This window comes from Streptomyces physcomitrii, assembly GCF_012273655.1.
GTDB lineage: Bacteria > Actinomycetota > Actinomycetes > Streptomycetales > Streptomycetaceae > Streptomyces > Streptomyces physcomitrii.
Genome location: NZ_JAAWWP010000003.1, coordinates 295,922 through 312,825 on the forward strand (window position 1 = coordinate 295,922; position 16,904 = coordinate 312,825).

The window sequence follows — 16,904 nt, forward strand, 5'->3', positions numbered from 1 at the left end:
CGTCCCGGGGGCTCACCAGCCGGTCAGGAGCAGGTGGTTGACGGCGAGGGCGAGCAGGGCCTGGGCGGCGAGCCAGGCGCGGCGGCCCGGGCGGGGGAGCAGGGCGGCGGCGGGCAGCAGCCAGAGGGCGAAGGGCAGCCAGATGCGTTCGGTCTCGGCCTTGCTCATGCCGGACAGGTCGGCGGCGAGCAGCACCAGGAAGGCGGTCAGCACCAGGCCGGTGAACCGCTCGGGGGGACCGAGGCGCCCGGTGCGCACCGCGCGCAGGGTCCGGGGCGCCGCCGCGAGCACCCGGCGCAGCCCCGCCACGCCCGCCGCCCCGAGGAGCAGGGTGGTGCAGGCCAGGTTGGCCCAGACCCAGTAGCCGTAGGGCCGGACACCGCCCGCGCCCTGGTAGTAGCGGTCGACCAGGAGGTCGTACGCCTCCCACCAGGCGAAGCCCGCGAAGGTGAAGGCGAGCGGGACCACGAGCGCGCCCGCGAGGAGGGCGGGCAGCGGGCGGGCGGTGCGGGTGAGCAGCAGCACGGCGCCCGCGAAGGCGGCGAACAGGACGAGTCCGTAGGAGAGGTACCAGGTCAGGCCGAAGAGCAGGCCCGCGCCGAAGCCGCAGGCCAGGGAGAGTACCGGCCGCTCCCGGCGGGTGGCAGCGAGGGCGAGCAGGGCCACCGCCCAGGCGGCGACCGCGGCGAAGTAGCCGTCCGCGGAGACCCCCGCCCAGACCGCGGCGGGGCTCAGCACCAGGAAGGGCGCGGCGCGGCGGGCGAGGCGTTCCCCGGCCAGCGCCCGCACCGCGACCAGGACGGCGACCGCCGCCGAGGTGCCCACGGTGAGCACGAAGGCGGCCGCCCAGGCACCGCCGCCGAGCCCGATCCGGTCGAGGTAGACGAAGGTGAGGGTGGCGCCCGGCGGGTGCCCGGCCGTGTGCGGGGGCCAGTGGTCCGGGGAGTCGATGAGGATGTGCCGGGTGAAGTCCCGCAGGGTGGCGCCGATGTCGTCGAAGCGGTCGACGGACCGCAGGTACTCGTACTTGGTGGCCAGCCGCCGGGCCACCCCGCGCCGCCAGCCGTCGGCGAGCGCCAGCGACCAGGTCCACGCCATCGCGGCCGGCCAGACGGTGAGGAGCAGCGCCCGCCACGGCAGCCTGCGCGCGAGGTACGGGCCGAAGGCGACCACCAGCACCGCGACGGCGAGGGCGGCCGGGGTGCCGGGGCCCCCGTGCGGATCCCAGTTCGCGTACAGCGGCGGCCACCCGACGTGCAGCGTCCCCTCGCGGTCCTCGATCCCGGTACCGATGACCGCGGCGGCCACGAACAGCAGCAGCGCGCAGAGCACGGCGAGCAGATCGGGGCGGAGGGCGGGGTAGCGGGGGAAGCGGGGGTGGGGGTGGTGTGGTGGGGGCGGGGGGCCTGACTTGGTGGTGGTGGGAGTGCTGGTCCTGGGATTGCTGGTCCCCGGATCACTGGTCCTGGGATCGCTGGTCCTGGGATCGCCGCTCCCCGGCTTGCTGCTCCCGGGATCACCGGTGCCGGTCTTCCCGATCCCGGGATTGCTGATCCCAGGTTCACCGGTCCCGGGATCGCCGGTCCCGGGAGCGGCAGTCCCGGGAGCGGCAGTCCCAGGAGCGGCAGTCCCAGGACCTCCGGTCCCGGATTCGCCGGTCCTGGAGCCGATGCTCCCCGTCTCGCCGGGCAGGCCCCCGGAGGGGGTGAGGTCGTCGCGGGTCACGTGGGCACGCTAGGCGCCGGGCGGGCGGATACCGCGGTGCGACCCCGCGGCGTCACACAACTGTCAGATCCCCGGTGCGGCGTCAGGGTTTCGTCATGCGCCGCGTCCCCGTCTGCGCCCCTGGTACGGCATACCTTCGGGGCATGCGCACCGCCCCGCGTCGCCGCCCCGGCAGCCGTCTCCGCCCACCCGCGCACCCGGTGCTGCCCACCTCGCCCGGTTTCTGGCGCAGCCCCCTGCGCGGGCCCTGGTTCACCTCGGTGCTCGGGCTCGTCCTGCTGTTCGGGCTCCTGGTGGTGTTCGTGACAGGTCTGCTGTCCTACGCCGCGTACAACCCCTCCCTCTCGCCGGTCAACGACAAGACCCCGGACAAGGGCGTCCTCGGCTTCTACCTCTTCGACTGGCCGACCGACCCGCACTGGCTCTACCGCCTCACCCAGGGCGTACACGTCACCCTCGGCCTCGCCCTGATCCCCGTGGTCCTGGCCAAGCTCTGGTCCGTGGTCCCGAGGCTCTGGTCGCTGCCGCCGGTGCGCTCGCTCGCGCACGGCGCCGAACGGCTCTCGCTGCTGCTCCTGGTCGGCGGCGTGCTCTTCCAGTTCGCGACCGGGGTGCTCAACATCCAGCTCGACTACCTCTTCCCCGGCTCCTTCTACCCCCTGCACTTCTACGGCGCCTGGGTCTTCTTCGCCGCCTTCGCCCTGCACGCCGCCCTGCGCGTCCCACAGGCCCTGCGCACCCTGCGGAGCGGCGAGTTGCGTACGCGAGGGACCCGCGACAAGGGCGACGCACACCGCGACGGCGAGCGCGACGAAGACGAGGACGGCAGCCGCACCGACGCCGGCACCCACGCCGGCCCCACCCCCCATGGCGCCGGCGCCCACGCCGAACTGCTCGCCCCCGCTACGGGGTTGGCGTCCACCGGAGCCGAGCTGCGGTCCCCCGATCCCGACCCGGGGACCCTGACGAGGCGCGGGGCACTGGGAGTTGTGGGCGCCGGGTCGGCCCTGCTGGTGGTGACGACCGTCGGGCAGAGCATCGGCGGCCCGCTGCGCGAGACGGCGCTCTTCGCCCCGCACGGCGGCGGTGAACCGGGCGGCGGACCGGGCGGGTTCCAGATCAACAAGACCATGGCCGCGGTGGGCGTCCGGGTCCAGCAGACCGGCGAGGCTTGGCGGTTGGCCGTCGAGGGCCGGGCGGGCACGGTCCGGCTGAGCCGCGCGGACCTGCTCGCCATGCGCCAGTACGGGGCGGCGCTGCCGATCGCCTGTGTGGAGGGCTGGTCGACGCCGGACCAGGATTGGCGCGGCGTACGGCTGCGGGACCTCGCCGGGCTCGCCGGGTACCGGGACGGACCGCTGCCCGATCTGCTCGTCGAGTCCCTCCAGACGCGCGGCGCCTTCCGCCGGGCGGCGCTGCGGGCCAACCAGGTCGCCGACCCGCGCTCCCTGCTCGCCCTCGCCGTCAACGGCGCCCCCCTCACCCCCGACCACGGCTTCCCGGCCCGCGTGATCGTCCCCGCCGCCCCCGGGGTCCTGAACACCAAGTGGGTGGCCCGGCTGACCTTCGGAGACCTGACGTGAGCCCGCGCCCGGAAGACTCCCCCGCCCCGGACGACTCCTCCGGCCCCGAAGACTCCCCCGCCCCCGACAACTCCCCTGATCCCGAACGCCCTTCCGCCCCCGAAGGCTCCTCCCGCCCCGAGGGCGAGAAGCCCCCCGCCGGGGACCGCCCGCCCCGCCCCCACCGCGCGGCCGGCCGGCCGGCCCGCGGCCACCGCTCCCGGAGCGGTACCGCCCGCGACGGCCTGCGCCGCCGTGCGGCCCGCCTCGTCGGCGCCGGGCCGCTCACCCTCCTCCTGCTCGCCGCCTCCTTCGCGCTCGCCTGCTACGCCGGGGTACGGCTCCTTGAGGACGACTGGTGGGGCGTACTGCTGTGGTTCGCCGGGGCCGCGCTCCTGCACGACCTGGTGCTGCTGCCGCTGTACGCGCTGGCCGACCGGGCGCTGCGGAGCCTGTTCCGGGGGCGCCGCCGGGGCCGGGTGAACCACCTCCGGGTGCCGGCCGCTCTCTCGCTGCTCCTGCTGCTCGTCTGGCTGCCGCTCATCACCCGCCGCCGCCCGGCCAAGTACGCGGGCGCCACGGGCCTGTCCCCCGAGGTGTTCCTGCCCCGCTGGCTCGCGGTGACGGCCGCGCTCTTCGCCCTCTCCGCGGCCTGGGCGCTGCTCCGGGAGGCCCGCGCCCGGCACCGTTCACGTACTCCCGCGAAGTGAACGGGCGCCGGAACACGGCAAGATGAACCGGCGCCCGACCGCAGCGGACCGAACCGGCCCCGGGCAACGGCGAATTGAGCGGTCCGGGCCGTACGGTTCCGGGCCGCCGTACGCCACCGAGGCCGCCCCGACCGCGCATCTCCCCGGCGGCGGTCCCCAACTCGACTGCCACCGCCGGAAGTTCACACCCCGGGGCGGAAGGGGCTCAGCCCCGCCCCGGCGCCTCCGCCTCCATGGCCGCCGCCGGGGCCACCCCCGTACTGCGGCGCAGGGCGACGAACTCCCGTTCCGGGGTGGTCCAGTGGTCGGCCGTGCGCCACAGCGGTGGGCGGGCGTGCCGGAGCAGCGCCTCGGTGCCGAGGCGGGCCCAGGGGAACTGCGGGCTGCTGCGGCCCATGCCGTCGTCGACCCGTACCCACAGCCTCTCGTCCACATCGACCGGCACTGTCTCCGCTATCAACAGGCCACCGGGGGCGAGGAGTTGGGCGCAGCGCAGAAGCAGGCGGCGGGGGTCGCCGCCGATGCCGATATTGCCGTCGAGCAGGAGCACCGTGCCCCAGCGCCCCTCGCCGGGCAGCCGGGCGAAGACCGAGCGGCGCAGGGCCTGGCCGCCGAGGGCGAGGGTGTGGGCGACGGCGGCCTGGCTGATGTCGATGCCGAGGGTGCGCCTGCCGCGCCCGGCAAGCGCGGCGACCAGCCGCCCGGGGCCGCAGCCGATGTCGAGGACGGCGCCCTCGCACCGGCCGAGCGCGGCGAGGTCGGCCTCGTCCGCGGTGGCGCACCAGCGCTCCACGTCGAGCGGCAGCAGCCAGCCGTCGTGGCGGCGCAGGAACAGCGGCCCGCGCCCCGCGCGCAGCGCCTGCGCGTACGGGTCGCCGGGCGCCGTACACCAGGGCGGTGCCGCCTCCCGGGCCGTACTCACCTCGCCCCCGCGGCGAGGCGCCCGAGGGTGGCGGCGAAGCGGCTGCCGGGGGCCTCGGCGGCGACGGCGGTGGCGTCGGCGGCGGTGTCCACGTCCCGCAGCACCGGCAGGTCCCGCACCCTGAGGCCCGCGCCGGTCAGCCGGGCCCGCTGGTAGGCGCCGGTGTGCGGGGTGGACATCGGGACGCCGCGCAGCAGGGCGGGGTCGGGCGCGGCGAGGCCGAGCGCCCAGAAGCCGCCGTCCTCGGCGGGCCCGAACCAGGCCCCGGTGTCCGTCCAGGCGTCCGGCGCCAGCGCGGGGGCGAGATGCCGGGCGGTGAGCTGCGGGGTGTCCATGCCGACCAGGAGGGCGGGCCCCTCGACGGCGGCGAAGGCCGCGGCGAGGCGGGCGTCGAGCCCGCCCGGGCACTGCGGCCACACCTCGAAGCCGGGCGGCAGCCAGGGCCCGGGGGCGCCGTCGAGGACGAGGACGCGGCGGGCGGCGGGCAGCGCCAGCACGGTGTGCAGGGTGTCCGCGAGCGCGGCCTCGGCGAGCCGGGCCGCCTCCTCATGGCTGAACGGCGGCACCAGACGGGTCTTCACCCGCCCCGGCCGGGGCTCCTTGGCGAGCACGAGCAGCGTGGCGGCACTCACCGTCCCCTCACCTCGCCCCGCACCCGCGACGCCTCCCGCGATTCCCGTTCACCGGGTTCACCGGGTTCACCGGGTTCACCGGGTTCATCGGGTTCATCGGGCCGCCGCTCCCGCCCGTCGATCCGGTCCCGCCCGTCGATCGGCTCCCGCCCGTCGATCGGCTCCGGGCCGTCGATCCGGTCCCCCTCGTCGAGCCGGTCCTGATCGGCGAACCGCTCCCGGTCGCCGAATCGCTCCCGGTCACCGAATCGCTCCCGGTCACCGAACTGCTCCCGGTCGCGGGCCGGGGCGGTGCCCGGGCGCGGGGGTGCGGCCAGTACGCCGCGCATGTCCCGTACCGCCTGCCAGGTGCCGCGCCAGGTCCCGGTCACCTTCGACTTCCCGCTGCGCGGCAGGTACGGCACGTCGTGCTCCGCCACCCGCCAGCCCTCGTCGGCGGCGCGTACCACCATCTCCAGCGGATAGCCGCTGCGCCGGTCGGTGAGGCCGAGGCCGAGCAGTTCGGCGCGGCGGGCGGCGCGCAGCGGGCCGAGGTCGTGCAGGGCCAGGCCGGTGCGCCGGCGCAGCATCCGGGCGAGCGCCAGGTTCCCCGCGCGGGCGTGCGCGGGCCAGGCGCCCCGGCCGCGGGCCCGCCTGCGGCCGAGCACCAGGTCGGCCCCGCCCCGCGCGAGCAGCCGTACGAAGGGGGCGAGGAGGGCGGGGTCCAGCGAGGCGTCGCAGTCGCAGAAGCAGACGTACTCGGCCTCGGCCGCGAGCAGCCCGGCGTGGCAGGCGGAGCCGAAGCCGCGCCGCGGCTCGTACACCACGGTGGCGCCGAGCGAGCGCGCGATCCGGTCGCTGCCGTCGGTCGAGCCGTTGTCCACGACGATCGCCCGCCAGCCCGCGGGTACGCGGCCGAGCACCCAGGGCAGGGCCTCGGCCTCGTCGAGACACGGGAGCACCAGGTCGGCGCGCGGGAGTGGGGAGGAGGCAGTCACGCGTCTCAGCCTACGGAGACATTCCGGGCAAAATGGAAGCGAACTGCTTACGAAACGCGGACGTCAGCTTCTTACGAAACGCGGACGTCCGATCCCGCCGCCCTCCACACCACCCCCCGTACGCGGGCCCGGTGGGAGGCTTGCCACATGCAGCACTCAGCAGATCCGGAACCGCCCGCGGCCGAGGGGGCCGGTTCGGCCATTGGGGGGACGCGGGCGTCCGGGAGCCGTCCGGCGGGGGGTGGGTCCGGGGGCGGACCGGCGGGCGGTGGATCCGCGGACGGACCGGCGAGTGGTGGGTCCTGGGGTGGACCGGTGAGGGGTGGGTCCGGGGGCGGACCGGCGGGGGATACGTACGGAAGCGAACCGGCTGACGGTACGTCCGGGGGCGTACCGCCTGGCGGTACGTATGGAGGCGGTCCGGCGGGTGATCCGTCCAGGGGCGGGTCGGCCGCCGGAGTCTCCGCCGCGGGAGCACCGGGGCCCGGGGAGCCGTCCGCCGCGGCAGCACCCGGCCCCGGGGAGCCGTCCGCCGCCTCCGCGGGGCATGTGCTCGTCGTGGACGACGATCCGACCGTGGCCGAGGTGGTGGCCGGGTACCTGGAGCGGGCCGGGTTCGGCGTGGACCGGGTGGCGGACGGGCCCGCCGCGCTCGCCCGGGCCGCCGTACGCCGCCCCGACCTGGTGGTGCTCGATCTGATGCTGCCCGGCATGGACGGTCTTGAGGTCTGCCGCCGCCTGCGCGCCGAGGGCCCGGTCCCGGTGATCATGCTGACCGCGCGCGGCGACGAGGAGGACCGCATCCTCGGTCTGGAGGTCGGCGCCGACGACTACGTCACCAAGCCCTTCAGCCCGCGCGAACTCGTCCTGCGCGTCACCTCCGTCCTGCGCCGCAGCCGGGCCGCCGCGGCGCGGGAGCCGGTGCCGGAGACCCTGCGGGCCGGCGCGCTGCGGGCCGAACCCGCCGCACACCGGGCCGCCAAGAACGGCACCGAACTCGCCCTCACCGTGCGGGAGTTCGACCTGCTGGTCTTCTTCCTGCGGCACCCGGGCCGGGCCTTCGGACGCGAGGAGCTGATGCGCGAGGTCTGGGGCTGGGACTTCGGCGACCTGTCCACGGTCACGGTCCACGTCCGCCGCCTGCGCGCCAAGATCGAGGACGACCCGGCCCGGCCCCGGCTGATCCAGACGGTGTGGGGGGTGGGCTATCGCCTCGAAGCGGGGGGTGAGCCGGAGGGTGGCTCGCCGGGCGACCCTGCGGGCGACCCGGGCGGTGAGAGAGTCGGCGGTCCGTGGACCGGCGGTTCTGGGATCGGTGGTCCTGGGACTGACAATCCCAGGACCGCCGACGGTTCCGGGATCGGTGGTTCTGGGGCTGATGATCCCAGGACCGGCAGTTCCGGGACCGGGGATCCCAGGAGCGCCGATCCCGGGACAGCCGCTCCAAGGACCGGAGTTCCTCGAACCACCGCTCCAGGGCCCCTTGTTCCTCGGCCCCCCACCCCCACACCCACACCCGCCCCCACTTCCGCACCCGCCCCCGCCTCCGCACCCACTCCTGCACCCGCTCCCCGCCTCCCCCGCCCAGATCCCGAGGTCTGATCCCGTGCACGACGTACTCGCCATGGCCCTGCTCGCCTTTCTCGGGGCCGCCGCCGCGGGCCTGCTCGGAGCGGGGGCGCTGGTGCTGCTGCGGCACCGTTCGCTGACCGTCTCGCTGACAGTGGTCTCGGCGGTCGCGGTCACCGCGATGCTCGCGGGCACGCTGGCGGTGGCCTGGGCGATGTTCCTCTCGGCGCACGATCTGACGGTGGTCACCACGGTGGTGGCGATGGCCGCGGTGGTCTCGCTGGCCACCGCGCTGCTGCTCGGCCGGTGGGTGGTGGCCCGCAGCCGGGCGCTCACCCTGGCCACCCGTACCTTCGGCGAGGGCGGCAGCTTCGACGCCCCCGGCGAACCGGCGACCGCCGAACTGGCCGCGCTGTCCCGCGAGTTGGAGGCCACCAGCAGCAAACTGGCCGAGTCCCGCAGCCGCGAGCGCGCCCTGGAGGCCGCCCGCCGCGAGCTGGTCGCCTGGATCTCGCACGATCTGCGGACCCCGCTCGCGGGCCTGCGCGCCATGGCGGAGGCCCTGGAGGACGGGGTGGCGGCCGAGCCCGACCGCTATCTGCGCCGGATGCGCACCGAGGTCGAACACCTCGACTCGATGGTCGGCGACCTCTTCGAACTCTCCCGTATACACGCCGGGGCGATGGAGCTGACCCCGTCCCGGATGAGCGTCTACGACCTGGTCGGCGACGCGCTCGCGGGCGCCGACGCGGTGGCGCGCGAGCACGGGGTACGGCTGGTCGGCGACCGGGTGGCCGCGCTGCCGGTGGAGGTCGACGGCAAGGAGATGAGCCGCGTCCTCGGCAATCTGCTCCTCAACGCGATCCGCCGCACCCCCGCCGACGGCACCGTCGCCGTGACCGCCGAACGCTCCCCCGGGGGCGTCGTCCTCGCGGTCATCGACGGCTGCGGCGGCATCCCCGAGGAGGACCTGCCCCGCGTCTTCGACACCGGCTGGCGCGGCACCGCCTCCCGCACCCCGCCCGGCGCCGGCCTGGGCCTCGCCATCGTCCGCGGCATCGTCGAGGCCCACCGCGGCCAGGCCGCCGTCCGCAACGTCACCGGCGGCTGCTGCTTCGAGGTGACCCTGCCGGTGGCGGAGGCCTGACCCCGAAGAGGCCCACGGCGCCCGAACCACCGTGCCGCACACCCGACTTCACCGAACGCCACTCCACCCGGCACCGCCGCGCCCTCAGTGCATCAGCCCCGGACCACCTCGACCCCCCTCCACCCCGCGAGCGATACTGAAGCGCCCGTCACCGCGTGCCTTCCTGTGCACGGCCGAACCCGAGTTGAGCCCGTTCATGAACTTCGCCCCGCCGCCTGCCCGTCCCGCCCCGGGGCACCCCGCTCCCTGGACCGCCCCGACGCCCGTGGAGCACGCCCTGTACGAGGCGCGGAGCCGCGGCGACTGGCCCGGGTACTTCGACGTACTCGCGCGGGCGAAGCTCTTCTTCGAGATACGGCCGGACAAGGCGGACGAGCAGGATTCCGTCCACCCGGCCTTCCGGCGCGACCCGTGGGGCAGGAACCGCTGGCTGCACCTGTACACGGAGGGGATGCTGCCGCCGCCGGTGCCGGGGCAGTTCTTCGACTGGGAGCCGCTGCGCTGGTTCGCGCAGCCCTCCTGGCTGGTGCCGCAGGCGGTGACGAGCTTCGTGGTCAACCCGGGCAGCCCCTGCGAGGCGGTGCTGCCGACCGTGCCGCCGCACCACGCGCTGTGGGCGGGCGCCGGTGAACGTGCCGGGATGCCGCGCTTCGCGGGACAGCTGCGGGCCCTGAACGTGGGCGGCGCGCTGCGCGGACCGGTCGCGCACGGGCTCGCCTGCGGGGCGCTGCTCTGCGTCAGCAACGGCTCGCTGTGGAACGCCATGGCCTGGCACGGCACCGGATACCCGGGCGAGCGGCAGCGGCTCAAGGAGTGGTGGGGCATCACCACCCGGGAGCAATGGCTCAGCGTGCTCAGGCAGTTGCTCGACTGCGAGGCGCACAGCGCGGTATGGGAGTTCGCGCTCGGGCTGCGCCGTACCATCGCCCGCGACTTCGGCGGGCACGTCGACCCGGCGTACTGGCGGCAGTCGGTGGAGATCGTGATGCGCCGCAACGCGGGCGAGGCGACGGAGCTGACCGCCGAGGGCGTCACCCGGATCGAGCCCCGGCCCGAGTCCGAGACGGCGGCCCGTATCGAGGGCGTGCAGCGGCTGATCGGACGCATCACCCGCTACGAGGCGCGGATGCGGGCCGACGGCATCCTCGCCGCGAACCGGTACGTCACCTCCGTGGAGGCCTGGGACCTCGGGCGGGCCTCGAAGATGGCGAGGTGGGGTCTCGGCGCCCGGTTCGGCACCCTGGAGGAGGCGGAGCGCGCGGTGGTCCAGGCGGGCCGGAGCGCCGCCCTCGCCTACCGCTCCTGGCCGGACTTCTCGGCCGGATACATCCTCGGGCGCTGCCTCCACTTCGACGAGGAGGAATTCGGCTCCTGGTACGAGGAGATGGCCGAGGCCCACCGGATCCTGATGACCGAAGAGGCGAGCCCCTGGCGCAACATCCCGTTCCGGTAGGCCCGGGCCCGACGCTCCGGCCTCCGACCTCCGAGGCCGAGGCGAACCGGACGGTCTTCCAACTGCCGCATGCCCCACACCAAAGGGCCCCCCGCGACCATCGCGGCGGGCCCTTCTCGCGGTGCTGCTACGGCTGTTGTGCCGCCGTGTCTCAGTCGCGCTGGGCCGAGGCCGGGAGCTTGCGGAGGGTCATGTTCTTCGCAGTCTTGGTGCCGAAGGCGTGGTCCATGAGCTTGCCCGCGTCCTTGAAGCGGTCGGCGGAGTCGTTCAGGAGGACGCCGACCACGGTCTTGGAGCCGCGGGTGCCCGCGAAGACGAGGCAGGGTCCGGCCGGGGTGTTGGTGCCGGTCTTGACGCCGATCGTGCCCTTGTAGGAGCCGAGCAGCTTATTGGTGTTGTACCAGGTGTAGGTCCGGGTGCCGCCGTTCGCGGCGGGGGCCTTCTGGACGGTCTGGGTGGACTTCACGACGGTGCGGAAGTCGGTCTTCTTCAGGGCGTGGCGGGTGAGGTTCGCCAGGTCCTTGGGGCTCGAATAGGTCTTGCCCTTGGGGGAGTTGCCGTCGAAGGAGTCGAAGGCGGTGTTCTTCAGGCCGAGTTCCTTGGCCTTGGCGTTCATCTTGGAGATGAAGGACTTCGTGCGCGCGGCGGTGGTCGTGCCGCTGCCGAAGGTGTCGGCGAGCGCCATGGCGGCGTCGCAGCCGGAGGGCAGCATCGTCGCGTAGAGGAGCTGGCGCACGGTGAGCTTGTCGCCGGTGCGCAGGTCGGCGGTGCTGGCGCCCATCTTGGCGACGTAGTCGCGGTAGGCCTGCTTGACGGTGACCTTGCGGTTGAGGTCGACGCCCTTGGTGTCGAGGACGACGCTGACCGTCATGATCTTGGTGGTGCTCGCCATCTGGCGGCGGGTGTCACCGGCCTTGCTGAACAGGCTCTTGCCGTTGGCGTTGTCCAGCAGATAGGCGCCCTTGGCGCCGACCGTCGGGGCCTTGGCGGCGGCCGGTGCGGCCTGGACCGGTCCGGCCTGGACCGGTGCCGCCTGGGCGGGCGCGGCCAGGGCGCCGCCCGCGAGGACGAGGCCGGTGGTCAGGGCGATGCCCGCGGTCGTGCGGGCGCCGGTGAGGCGAAGACGTGCGCTCACAGCGCGTACCCCCGTTGATTCGCTGGTCAAGGTGAACGCTCCGGTGGGATCGAAGGACCGAATGGTTCGCTCTACCTGAGAAGTTCTGTGCCTGAGAGGTTCTGTCGGGATGTCGAAAGGTGAGGTCTGGAACAAGGCGGAATGTCTGGTATGGGTGCCCGCGTCCGCTCGGCCGTCGGTGAGCGGTTCGCCCGCGACCACGGCGATCCCGGACGGGGCGCCTGTGATCCGCATGACGAAACGGGGCAACCGGAGGATACGCGGTCCCGGCGGCCCGGTCCGCCCTCCCCCTCCAACCTGCCGAAATCGGAACCGCATTGCCGCACCGGACCACACCCGCGGACGGGGACCTCCCGGCCGCGCGGCGATCCGTACGGCGTCTTTCCGCTGTCCGCATGGCGAAACGCCGGAGCCCTCGGATACCTGTTGCATCTAAGCTGTGCGCATGCCTGCCGCGCCCGCCGAGACCGCCCTGACCACCACCGATTCCGCCACCGATCCCACGGCCGATTCCGCCACCGGCTCCGCCACCGCGAGCCCCGGCCCGACCGCCGCCGCGCACGCCCCCGGCAAACAGCCCCCCGCCGCCGAGCGGGTCTACCGGCACGTCAAGCACGCGGTACTGGAACGGCGTTACGAGGGCGGCACCCTGCTCACCGAGGGCGAGCTGGCCGAGGCGACCGGGGTCTCGCGCACCCCGGTGCGGGAGGCGCTGCTCAAGCTGGAGGTCGAGGGGCTGCTCAAGCTGTACCCGAAGAAGGGGGCGATGGTGCTCCCGGTCTCCGCGCAGGAGATCACCGACGTCGTCGAGACCCGGCAGCTCGTCGAGACGCACGCGGTGCGCAAAGCCGTCCCCGCCCCGCCGGCCCTGCTCGCGCGCCTGGCGGAACTCCTGGAGCGGCAGAAGGCGCAGGCCGCCGCGGGCGATCTGGCCGCCACCGCCGTCACCGACCGCTGCTTCCACGCCGAGATCGTGCGCAACCTGGGCAACGACATCCTCTCCCGGCTCTACGACCAACTCCGCGACCGGCAGCTGCGGATGGGCATCGCCGTGATGCACTCGCACCCGGACCGCATCGCCAAGAACATCGCCGAGCACGCCGAGATCCTCGCCGCCCTGCGCGCCGAGGACGCCCCGCTCGCCGAGGACCTGGTGCACCGGCACGTCAGCTGGTTCTCGCATCTGGCCCGGGGTGAGGCCCGGTGAGCACCCGCGAGGCGGCCGCGCCGCTGCTGCCGGGCGATCCCCCGGGCGGGCGCCGTGCGATCGCCGTCTGGTCCATCGGCGTCTCCGTCTACTTCGTCGCCGTCATCTTCCGCACCTCGCTCGGCGTCGCCGGCCTGGACGCCGCCGACCGCTTCGACGTCAACGCCTCCGCCCTGTCCACCTTCTCCATCCTGCAACTGCTCGTCTACGCGGGCATGCAGATACCGGTGGGCCTGCTCGTCGACCGGCTCGGCACCAAGCGCGTGCTGACCATGGGCGTGGTCCTGTTCACCCTCGGCCAGCTCGGCTTCGCCTTCTCCACCTCGTACGGCTCCGCGCTGGCCTCGCGGGCGCTGCTCGGCTGCGGGGACGCGCTGACCTTCATCAGCGTGCTGCGGCTCGGCACCCGCTGGTTCCCGGCCCGGCGCGGGCCGCTAGTCGCCCAACTCGCCGGTCTGGTGGGCATGGCGGGCAATCTGGTCTCCACCCTGGTGCTCGCCCGGCTGCTGCACGGCCTCGGCTGGACCACCGCCTTCGCGGGCAGCGCCCTGTGCGGGGTGCTCGTCCTGGTCCTGCTGCTGCTCTTCCTGCGCGACCACCCCGAGGGCTTCGCGCCGGAACCGGCGAGCCACCGGGGCGCCGCCTTCGTACGCCGCCAGATCGCCGCCTCCTGGCGGGAACCCGGCACCCGGCTCGGCCTCTGGGTGCACTTCACCACGCAGTTCCCGGCGATGTTCTTCCTGCTCCTGTGGGGGCTGCCGTTCCTGGTCGAGGCGCAGGGCATGTCCCGCGGCGGCGCGGGCACTCTGCTCACCCTGGTCGTGCTCTCCAACATGGCCGTCGGCCTGGTCTACGGGCAGGTGATCGCCCGGCACCAGAACGCCCGGATGCCGATCGCGCTCGGCACGGTGGCCTCAAGTGCCCTGCTGTGGGCGGCCGTTCTGGCCTGGCCGGGGACGCACGCCCCGCTGTGGCTGCTGATCGTGCTGTGCGCGGCCCTCGGCGCCTGCGGACCGGCCTCCATGATCGGCTTCGACTTCTCCCGCCCGGCCAACCCGCCGGAGCGCCAGGGCACCGCCTCCGGGATCGTCAACATGGGCGGCTTCGTCGCCTCGATGACGACGCTCTTCCTGGTCGGTGTGCTCCTCGACCTCACCGGCGACAACTACCGCCTGGCCTTCTGCGCCCTCTTCGTCCTCCAGGCCCTCGGCCTCAGCCAGATCCTGCGGCTGCGCGGCCGGGCCGCCCGCCGCGAGGACGAGCGGCTGGTCGCGAGCCGGGTGGAGACGGTGCACGTCCCCGTGTGAGAGCCGTACCCCGCGGGGGAGCCGTACGGGGAGCGGCCGTTCAGAAGGTGATCACGATCTCCCGGAGCACCGCGTCCGCGAGTTCCTGGTCGCCCTCGGCCTTGATCTCCCCGGCGGCGGACTCCGGGGTGACGCGGCCGCAGGCGAGCCGGTAGAAGGTCTCCCAGTCCAGGCTGAGGGTCAGGGCGGGGCCGAGCGAGGGGGAGCCGTCGATGGTGCCCCGGCCGTTCGCGTCGACCCGTACGGTGCGCAGGAACTCGACGGGGCCGCCGACGTCGAAGACGACCGCCGAACCGGGCGCCGCCCCGGCCCGCTTGGCGACGATCTTCGGCAGCTCGTCGAGGATCATGTCCCGTACGACGGCGGAGCCCGGGGAGTCGAGGTCGCCGGGGGTCGCGAGCGCGGCGCGCAGGTCCTGTTCGTGGACCCAGGTGTCGAAGACCCGGCTGCGCAGGTGGTCGTGGAGGGTCTGGTTCCGGCCGAGGAGTCCGCGGATCTCGGTGTCGGGCTCCCGGTACTCGTTGCGCAGCTGGCGCGAGCGGCGGATGATCGTGTACTCCAGCTCCGCGGTCATCTCCGGGGCGGTGTGGTGCCGCCGGACGTCGACCTGGACCTCCATGTACCGCTGCGGCTCGGTCTTCACGTGGTAGAGGTCGCGCGGCAGGGTGTGGATGGGGCGGGGGTCGCCGAGCGCCTCGCACTCCATGCCGATCACATGGGAGACGACGTCCCGCACCGACCAGCCGCGGCAGGGGGTCGCCCGGTTCCACTCCCGGTCGGGCAGCGGCGTCACCAGCTGGGATATCGCTTCTGCGGCGTGGGTCCAGGCATCGGCATAGGGCTGAAGGCTGGGATGGAGACTCACGAGACCCCTCGGGCGTGGCGGACGTACGGTGGCCGGCGGTTGCTGGTCGGACGGTGTCGGCCGGGCGGCGGACCCGCGCGGAGGCCGACCGCGGTGGAGCGGTGCCGACTGTTTTCGGTCGTGGAAGGCCGGGGGCTCCCCCGCTACAGACAGTACGCTGCCCGAAGGCACCCCGGCAGTGCTTTCGGATGACGATCGTAGGCCGTAACGACGACCCCAACGCCAGGACGGTGGTACTGTGCGCGCTTCCCTCCTCCAGATCGGACCAGACGGCGACGAACCGGTGGATTCCCTTCGTGACAGGGCGAGTTCGCTGGTACAGGAGCAAGCGGGGGCGGATCTGGTGATCCTCCCCGAGCTGTGGACCACCGGCGCCTTCGCCTTCGAGCGCTTCGCCGCGGAGGCCGAGCCGCTGCGCGGGCCCACCTACGAGCTGATGGCCGAATCCGCGCGGAAGACCGGGGTGTGGCTGCACGCCGGGTCGATCCCGGAGCGCGCCGAGGACGGCACCCTCTACAACACCTCGCTGGTCTTCGGCCCGGACGGCGAACTCGCCGCCTCCTACCGCAAGATGCACCGCTTCGGCTTCGACCGGGGCGAGGCGGTCCTGATGGGCGCGGGCACGGAGCTGGTCACGGTTGCGCTGCCCGGCACCACGCTCGGCCTGGCCACCTGCTACGACCTGCGCTTCCCCGAGCTGTTCCGGGGCCTGGTCGACGCGGGCGCCGAACTCCTGGTGGTCCCCGCGGGCTGGCCCGAGCGCCGCCGCGCCCACTGGACCCTGCTCGCCCAGGCCCGCGCCGTCGAGAACCAGGCGTACGTCCTGGCCGTCGGCTCGGCCGGTACGCACGCCGGGGTGCCGCAGGCCGGGCACAGCATCGCCGTCGACCCCTGGGGCGCGGTGCTCGCGGAGGCGGGCCACGGCCAGCAGGTGCTCACCGTGGACCTGGACCCGGCCCGGGTCGCCGCCACCCGCGAGGAGTTCCCGGCGCTGAAGGACCGGGTCCTCGGCCGCTGAAGGGGCCCCGGGCGGCGGCCGGTTCGGGCTTCCGAGCGGCCGCCGGTTCCGGCCGGCGGCCACCCGTCCGCCGGTCCCCTAGTCCTCGTCGCGTTCCTTGTCCGCGAGATGGATCACACAGACCGCGACGGCGATGAGCAGCGCCGGGTCGGCGTCCTCGCGTACCACCTCGACGCCGTAGGTCTCCCGCACGCGCAGCCAGCGGCGGGAGATGTCCGCGAGGAGTTCGCCGTCGTACTCGACGGCGAACTCGCGGTCCAGGATCTTGCCGCTGACGTCGAGTTCGGTGCCGTCGGCGAGGCTGACGCGGTAGTGGTTGCGCAGCAGGGACAGGCGCTTGCGCTTGATGGTGGCGAGGTCCTCGCCGTCCCGGGAGATCACCATGGTGTCGCGCAGCGCGAACATCTTCTGGTGGATGTCGATGAGGACGTTGCCGCCGGTGTCCTTCAGCTCGAAGGTGTCCCGCAGCCGCATCGCCTTGCCGTCGACGAGGAAGACCTTGGCGCCGTGCTCGTCCTCGATCCAGTAGTCCTCCCCGATGCCGAGGAGCCGGTCGCGTACGAGGTACTTGCCTGAGCGGGGAGTGTGGTCCCCGGGGGAGTTCCGCATGCTGGACGGCTTCCCCGGGGGCGGGCGGATCACGCGGGTGCGGCCCGCTTGTTAGCCTCACGGCCC

At 74.1% G+C, this 16,904-nt stretch carries 13 protein-coding genes and 2 pseudogenes; 8 read left to right on the plus strand and 7 right to left on the minus strand.

What is annotated here, in order from left to right; genetic code table 11:
• Positions 1-12: 12 nt before the first annotated feature.
• Positions 13-1,341 carry a hypothetical protein gene (locus tag HFV08_RS07125; protein WP_168537203.1) on the minus strand — a complete coding sequence of 443 codons (1,329 nt, stop codon included), beginning with the start codon at positions 1,339-1,341 and terminating at the stop codon, positions 13-15.
• Positions 1,342-1,868: 527 nt separating this feature from the next.
• Between HFV08_RS07125 and HFV08_RS31445 the strand changes: the two genes are divergently transcribed.
• Both HFV08_RS31445 and HFV08_RS07135 read left to right on the plus strand, forming a co-directional pair.
• Positions 1,869-3,308, plus strand: a complete 1,440-nt coding sequence (locus HFV08_RS31445) for a molybdopterin-dependent oxidoreductase (RefSeq protein ID WP_246341562.1) — start codon at positions 1,869-1,871, stop codon at positions 3,306-3,308.
• Complete coding sequence (locus tag HFV08_RS07135; protein WP_376770574.1) at positions 3,305-3,997, plus strand: hypothetical protein; 693 nt, start codon at positions 3,305-3,307, stop codon at positions 3,995-3,997. Before HFV08_RS31445 ends, HFV08_RS07135 begins: the two co-directional genes overlap by 4 nt.
• 205 nt (positions 3,998-4,202) lie before the next feature.
• On the opposite strand, the gene HFV08_RS07140 is transcribed toward HFV08_RS07135, so the two are convergent.
• The 3 genes and pseudogenes from HFV08_RS07140 to HFV08_RS07145 all read right to left on the minus strand — a co-directional run.
• Positions 4,203-4,919, minus strand: coding sequence for a class I SAM-dependent methyltransferase (locus tag HFV08_RS07140; RefSeq protein WP_312885444.1), 717 nt, complete (start codon positions 4,917-4,919; stop codon positions 4,203-4,205).
• Positions 4,916-5,551, minus strand: coding sequence for a TIGR04282 family arsenosugar biosynthesis glycosyltransferase (locus HFV08_RS32300; RefSeq protein ID WP_312885446.1), 636 nt, complete (start codon positions 5,549-5,551; stop codon positions 4,916-4,918). Before HFV08_RS32300 ends, HFV08_RS07140 begins: the two co-directional genes overlap by 4 nt.
• A 302-nt stretch (positions 5,552-5,853) precedes the next feature.
• Positions 5,854-6,537, minus strand: a pseudogene (locus HFV08_RS07145) (glycosyltransferase family 2 protein); the annotation flags it as partial.
• A 540-nt stretch (positions 6,538-7,077) separates the two neighbouring features.
• On the opposite strand from HFV08_RS07145, the pseudogene HFV08_RS31455 reads away from it, so the two are divergent.
• The 3 genes and pseudogenes from HFV08_RS31455 to HFV08_RS07160 form a co-directional block, all read left to right on the plus strand.
• A pseudogene (locus HFV08_RS31455) lies at positions 7,078-7,755 on the plus strand (response regulator); the annotation flags it as partial.
• Between the two features lie 397 nt (positions 7,756-8,152).
• Positions 8,153-9,244, plus strand: a complete 1,092-nt coding sequence (locus tag HFV08_RS07155; RefSeq protein ID WP_168537209.1) for a sensor histidine kinase — start codon at positions 8,153-8,155, stop codon at positions 9,242-9,244.
• Positions 9,245-9,440: 196 nt separating this feature from the next.
• Positions 9,441-10,697: a DUF1266 domain-containing protein gene (locus tag HFV08_RS07160; protein ID WP_168536941.1), complete on the plus strand. Its 1,257-nt coding sequence runs from the start codon at positions 9,441-9,443 to the stop codon at positions 10,695-10,697.
• A 151-nt stretch (positions 10,698-10,848) separates the two neighbouring features.
• Here HFV08_RS07160 and HFV08_RS07165 read toward each other — a convergent pair whose 3' ends face one another.
• A complete protein-coding gene (locus tag HFV08_RS07165) occupies positions 10,849-11,832 on the minus strand; it encodes a D-alanyl-D-alanine carboxypeptidase family protein (protein ID WP_312885448.1) in 984 nt (327 codons plus the stop codon).
• A gap of 445 nt (positions 11,833-12,277) precedes the next feature.
• Between HFV08_RS07165 and HFV08_RS07170 the strand changes: the two genes are divergently transcribed.
• Entirely contained in the window at positions 12,278-13,039 is a 762-nt protein-coding gene (locus HFV08_RS07170; protein ID WP_168536945.1) for a GntR family transcriptional regulator, read from the plus strand.
• Positions 13,036-14,346, plus strand: a complete 1,311-nt coding sequence (locus HFV08_RS07175) for an MFS transporter (RefSeq protein ID WP_168536947.1) — start codon at positions 13,036-13,038, stop codon at positions 14,344-14,346. The genes HFV08_RS07170 and HFV08_RS07175 overlap by 4 nt, the downstream gene beginning before the upstream one ends.
• A gap of 40 nt (positions 14,347-14,386) precedes the next feature.
• Here the strand turns inward: HFV08_RS07175 and HFV08_RS07180 are convergent, their stop codons facing one another.
• Entirely contained in the window at positions 14,387-15,211 is an 825-nt protein-coding gene (locus HFV08_RS07180; protein ID WP_168536949.1) for a maleylpyruvate isomerase family mycothiol-dependent enzyme, read from the minus strand.
• A gap of 238 nt (positions 15,212-15,449) precedes the next feature.
• Between HFV08_RS07180 and HFV08_RS07185 the strand changes: the two genes are divergently transcribed.
• Positions 15,450-16,229: a carbon-nitrogen family hydrolase gene (locus HFV08_RS07185; protein ID WP_168536951.1), complete on the plus strand. Its 780-nt coding sequence runs from the start codon at positions 15,450-15,452 to the stop codon at positions 16,227-16,229.
• A 78-nt stretch (positions 16,230-16,307) separates the two neighbouring features.
• Here HFV08_RS07185 and HFV08_RS07190 read toward each other — a convergent pair whose 3' ends face one another.
• Entirely contained in the window at positions 16,308-16,838 is a 531-nt protein-coding gene (locus tag HFV08_RS07190; RefSeq protein WP_168536953.1) for an LURP-one-related/scramblase family protein, read from the minus strand.
• Positions 16,839-16,904 lie beyond the last annotated feature (66 nt).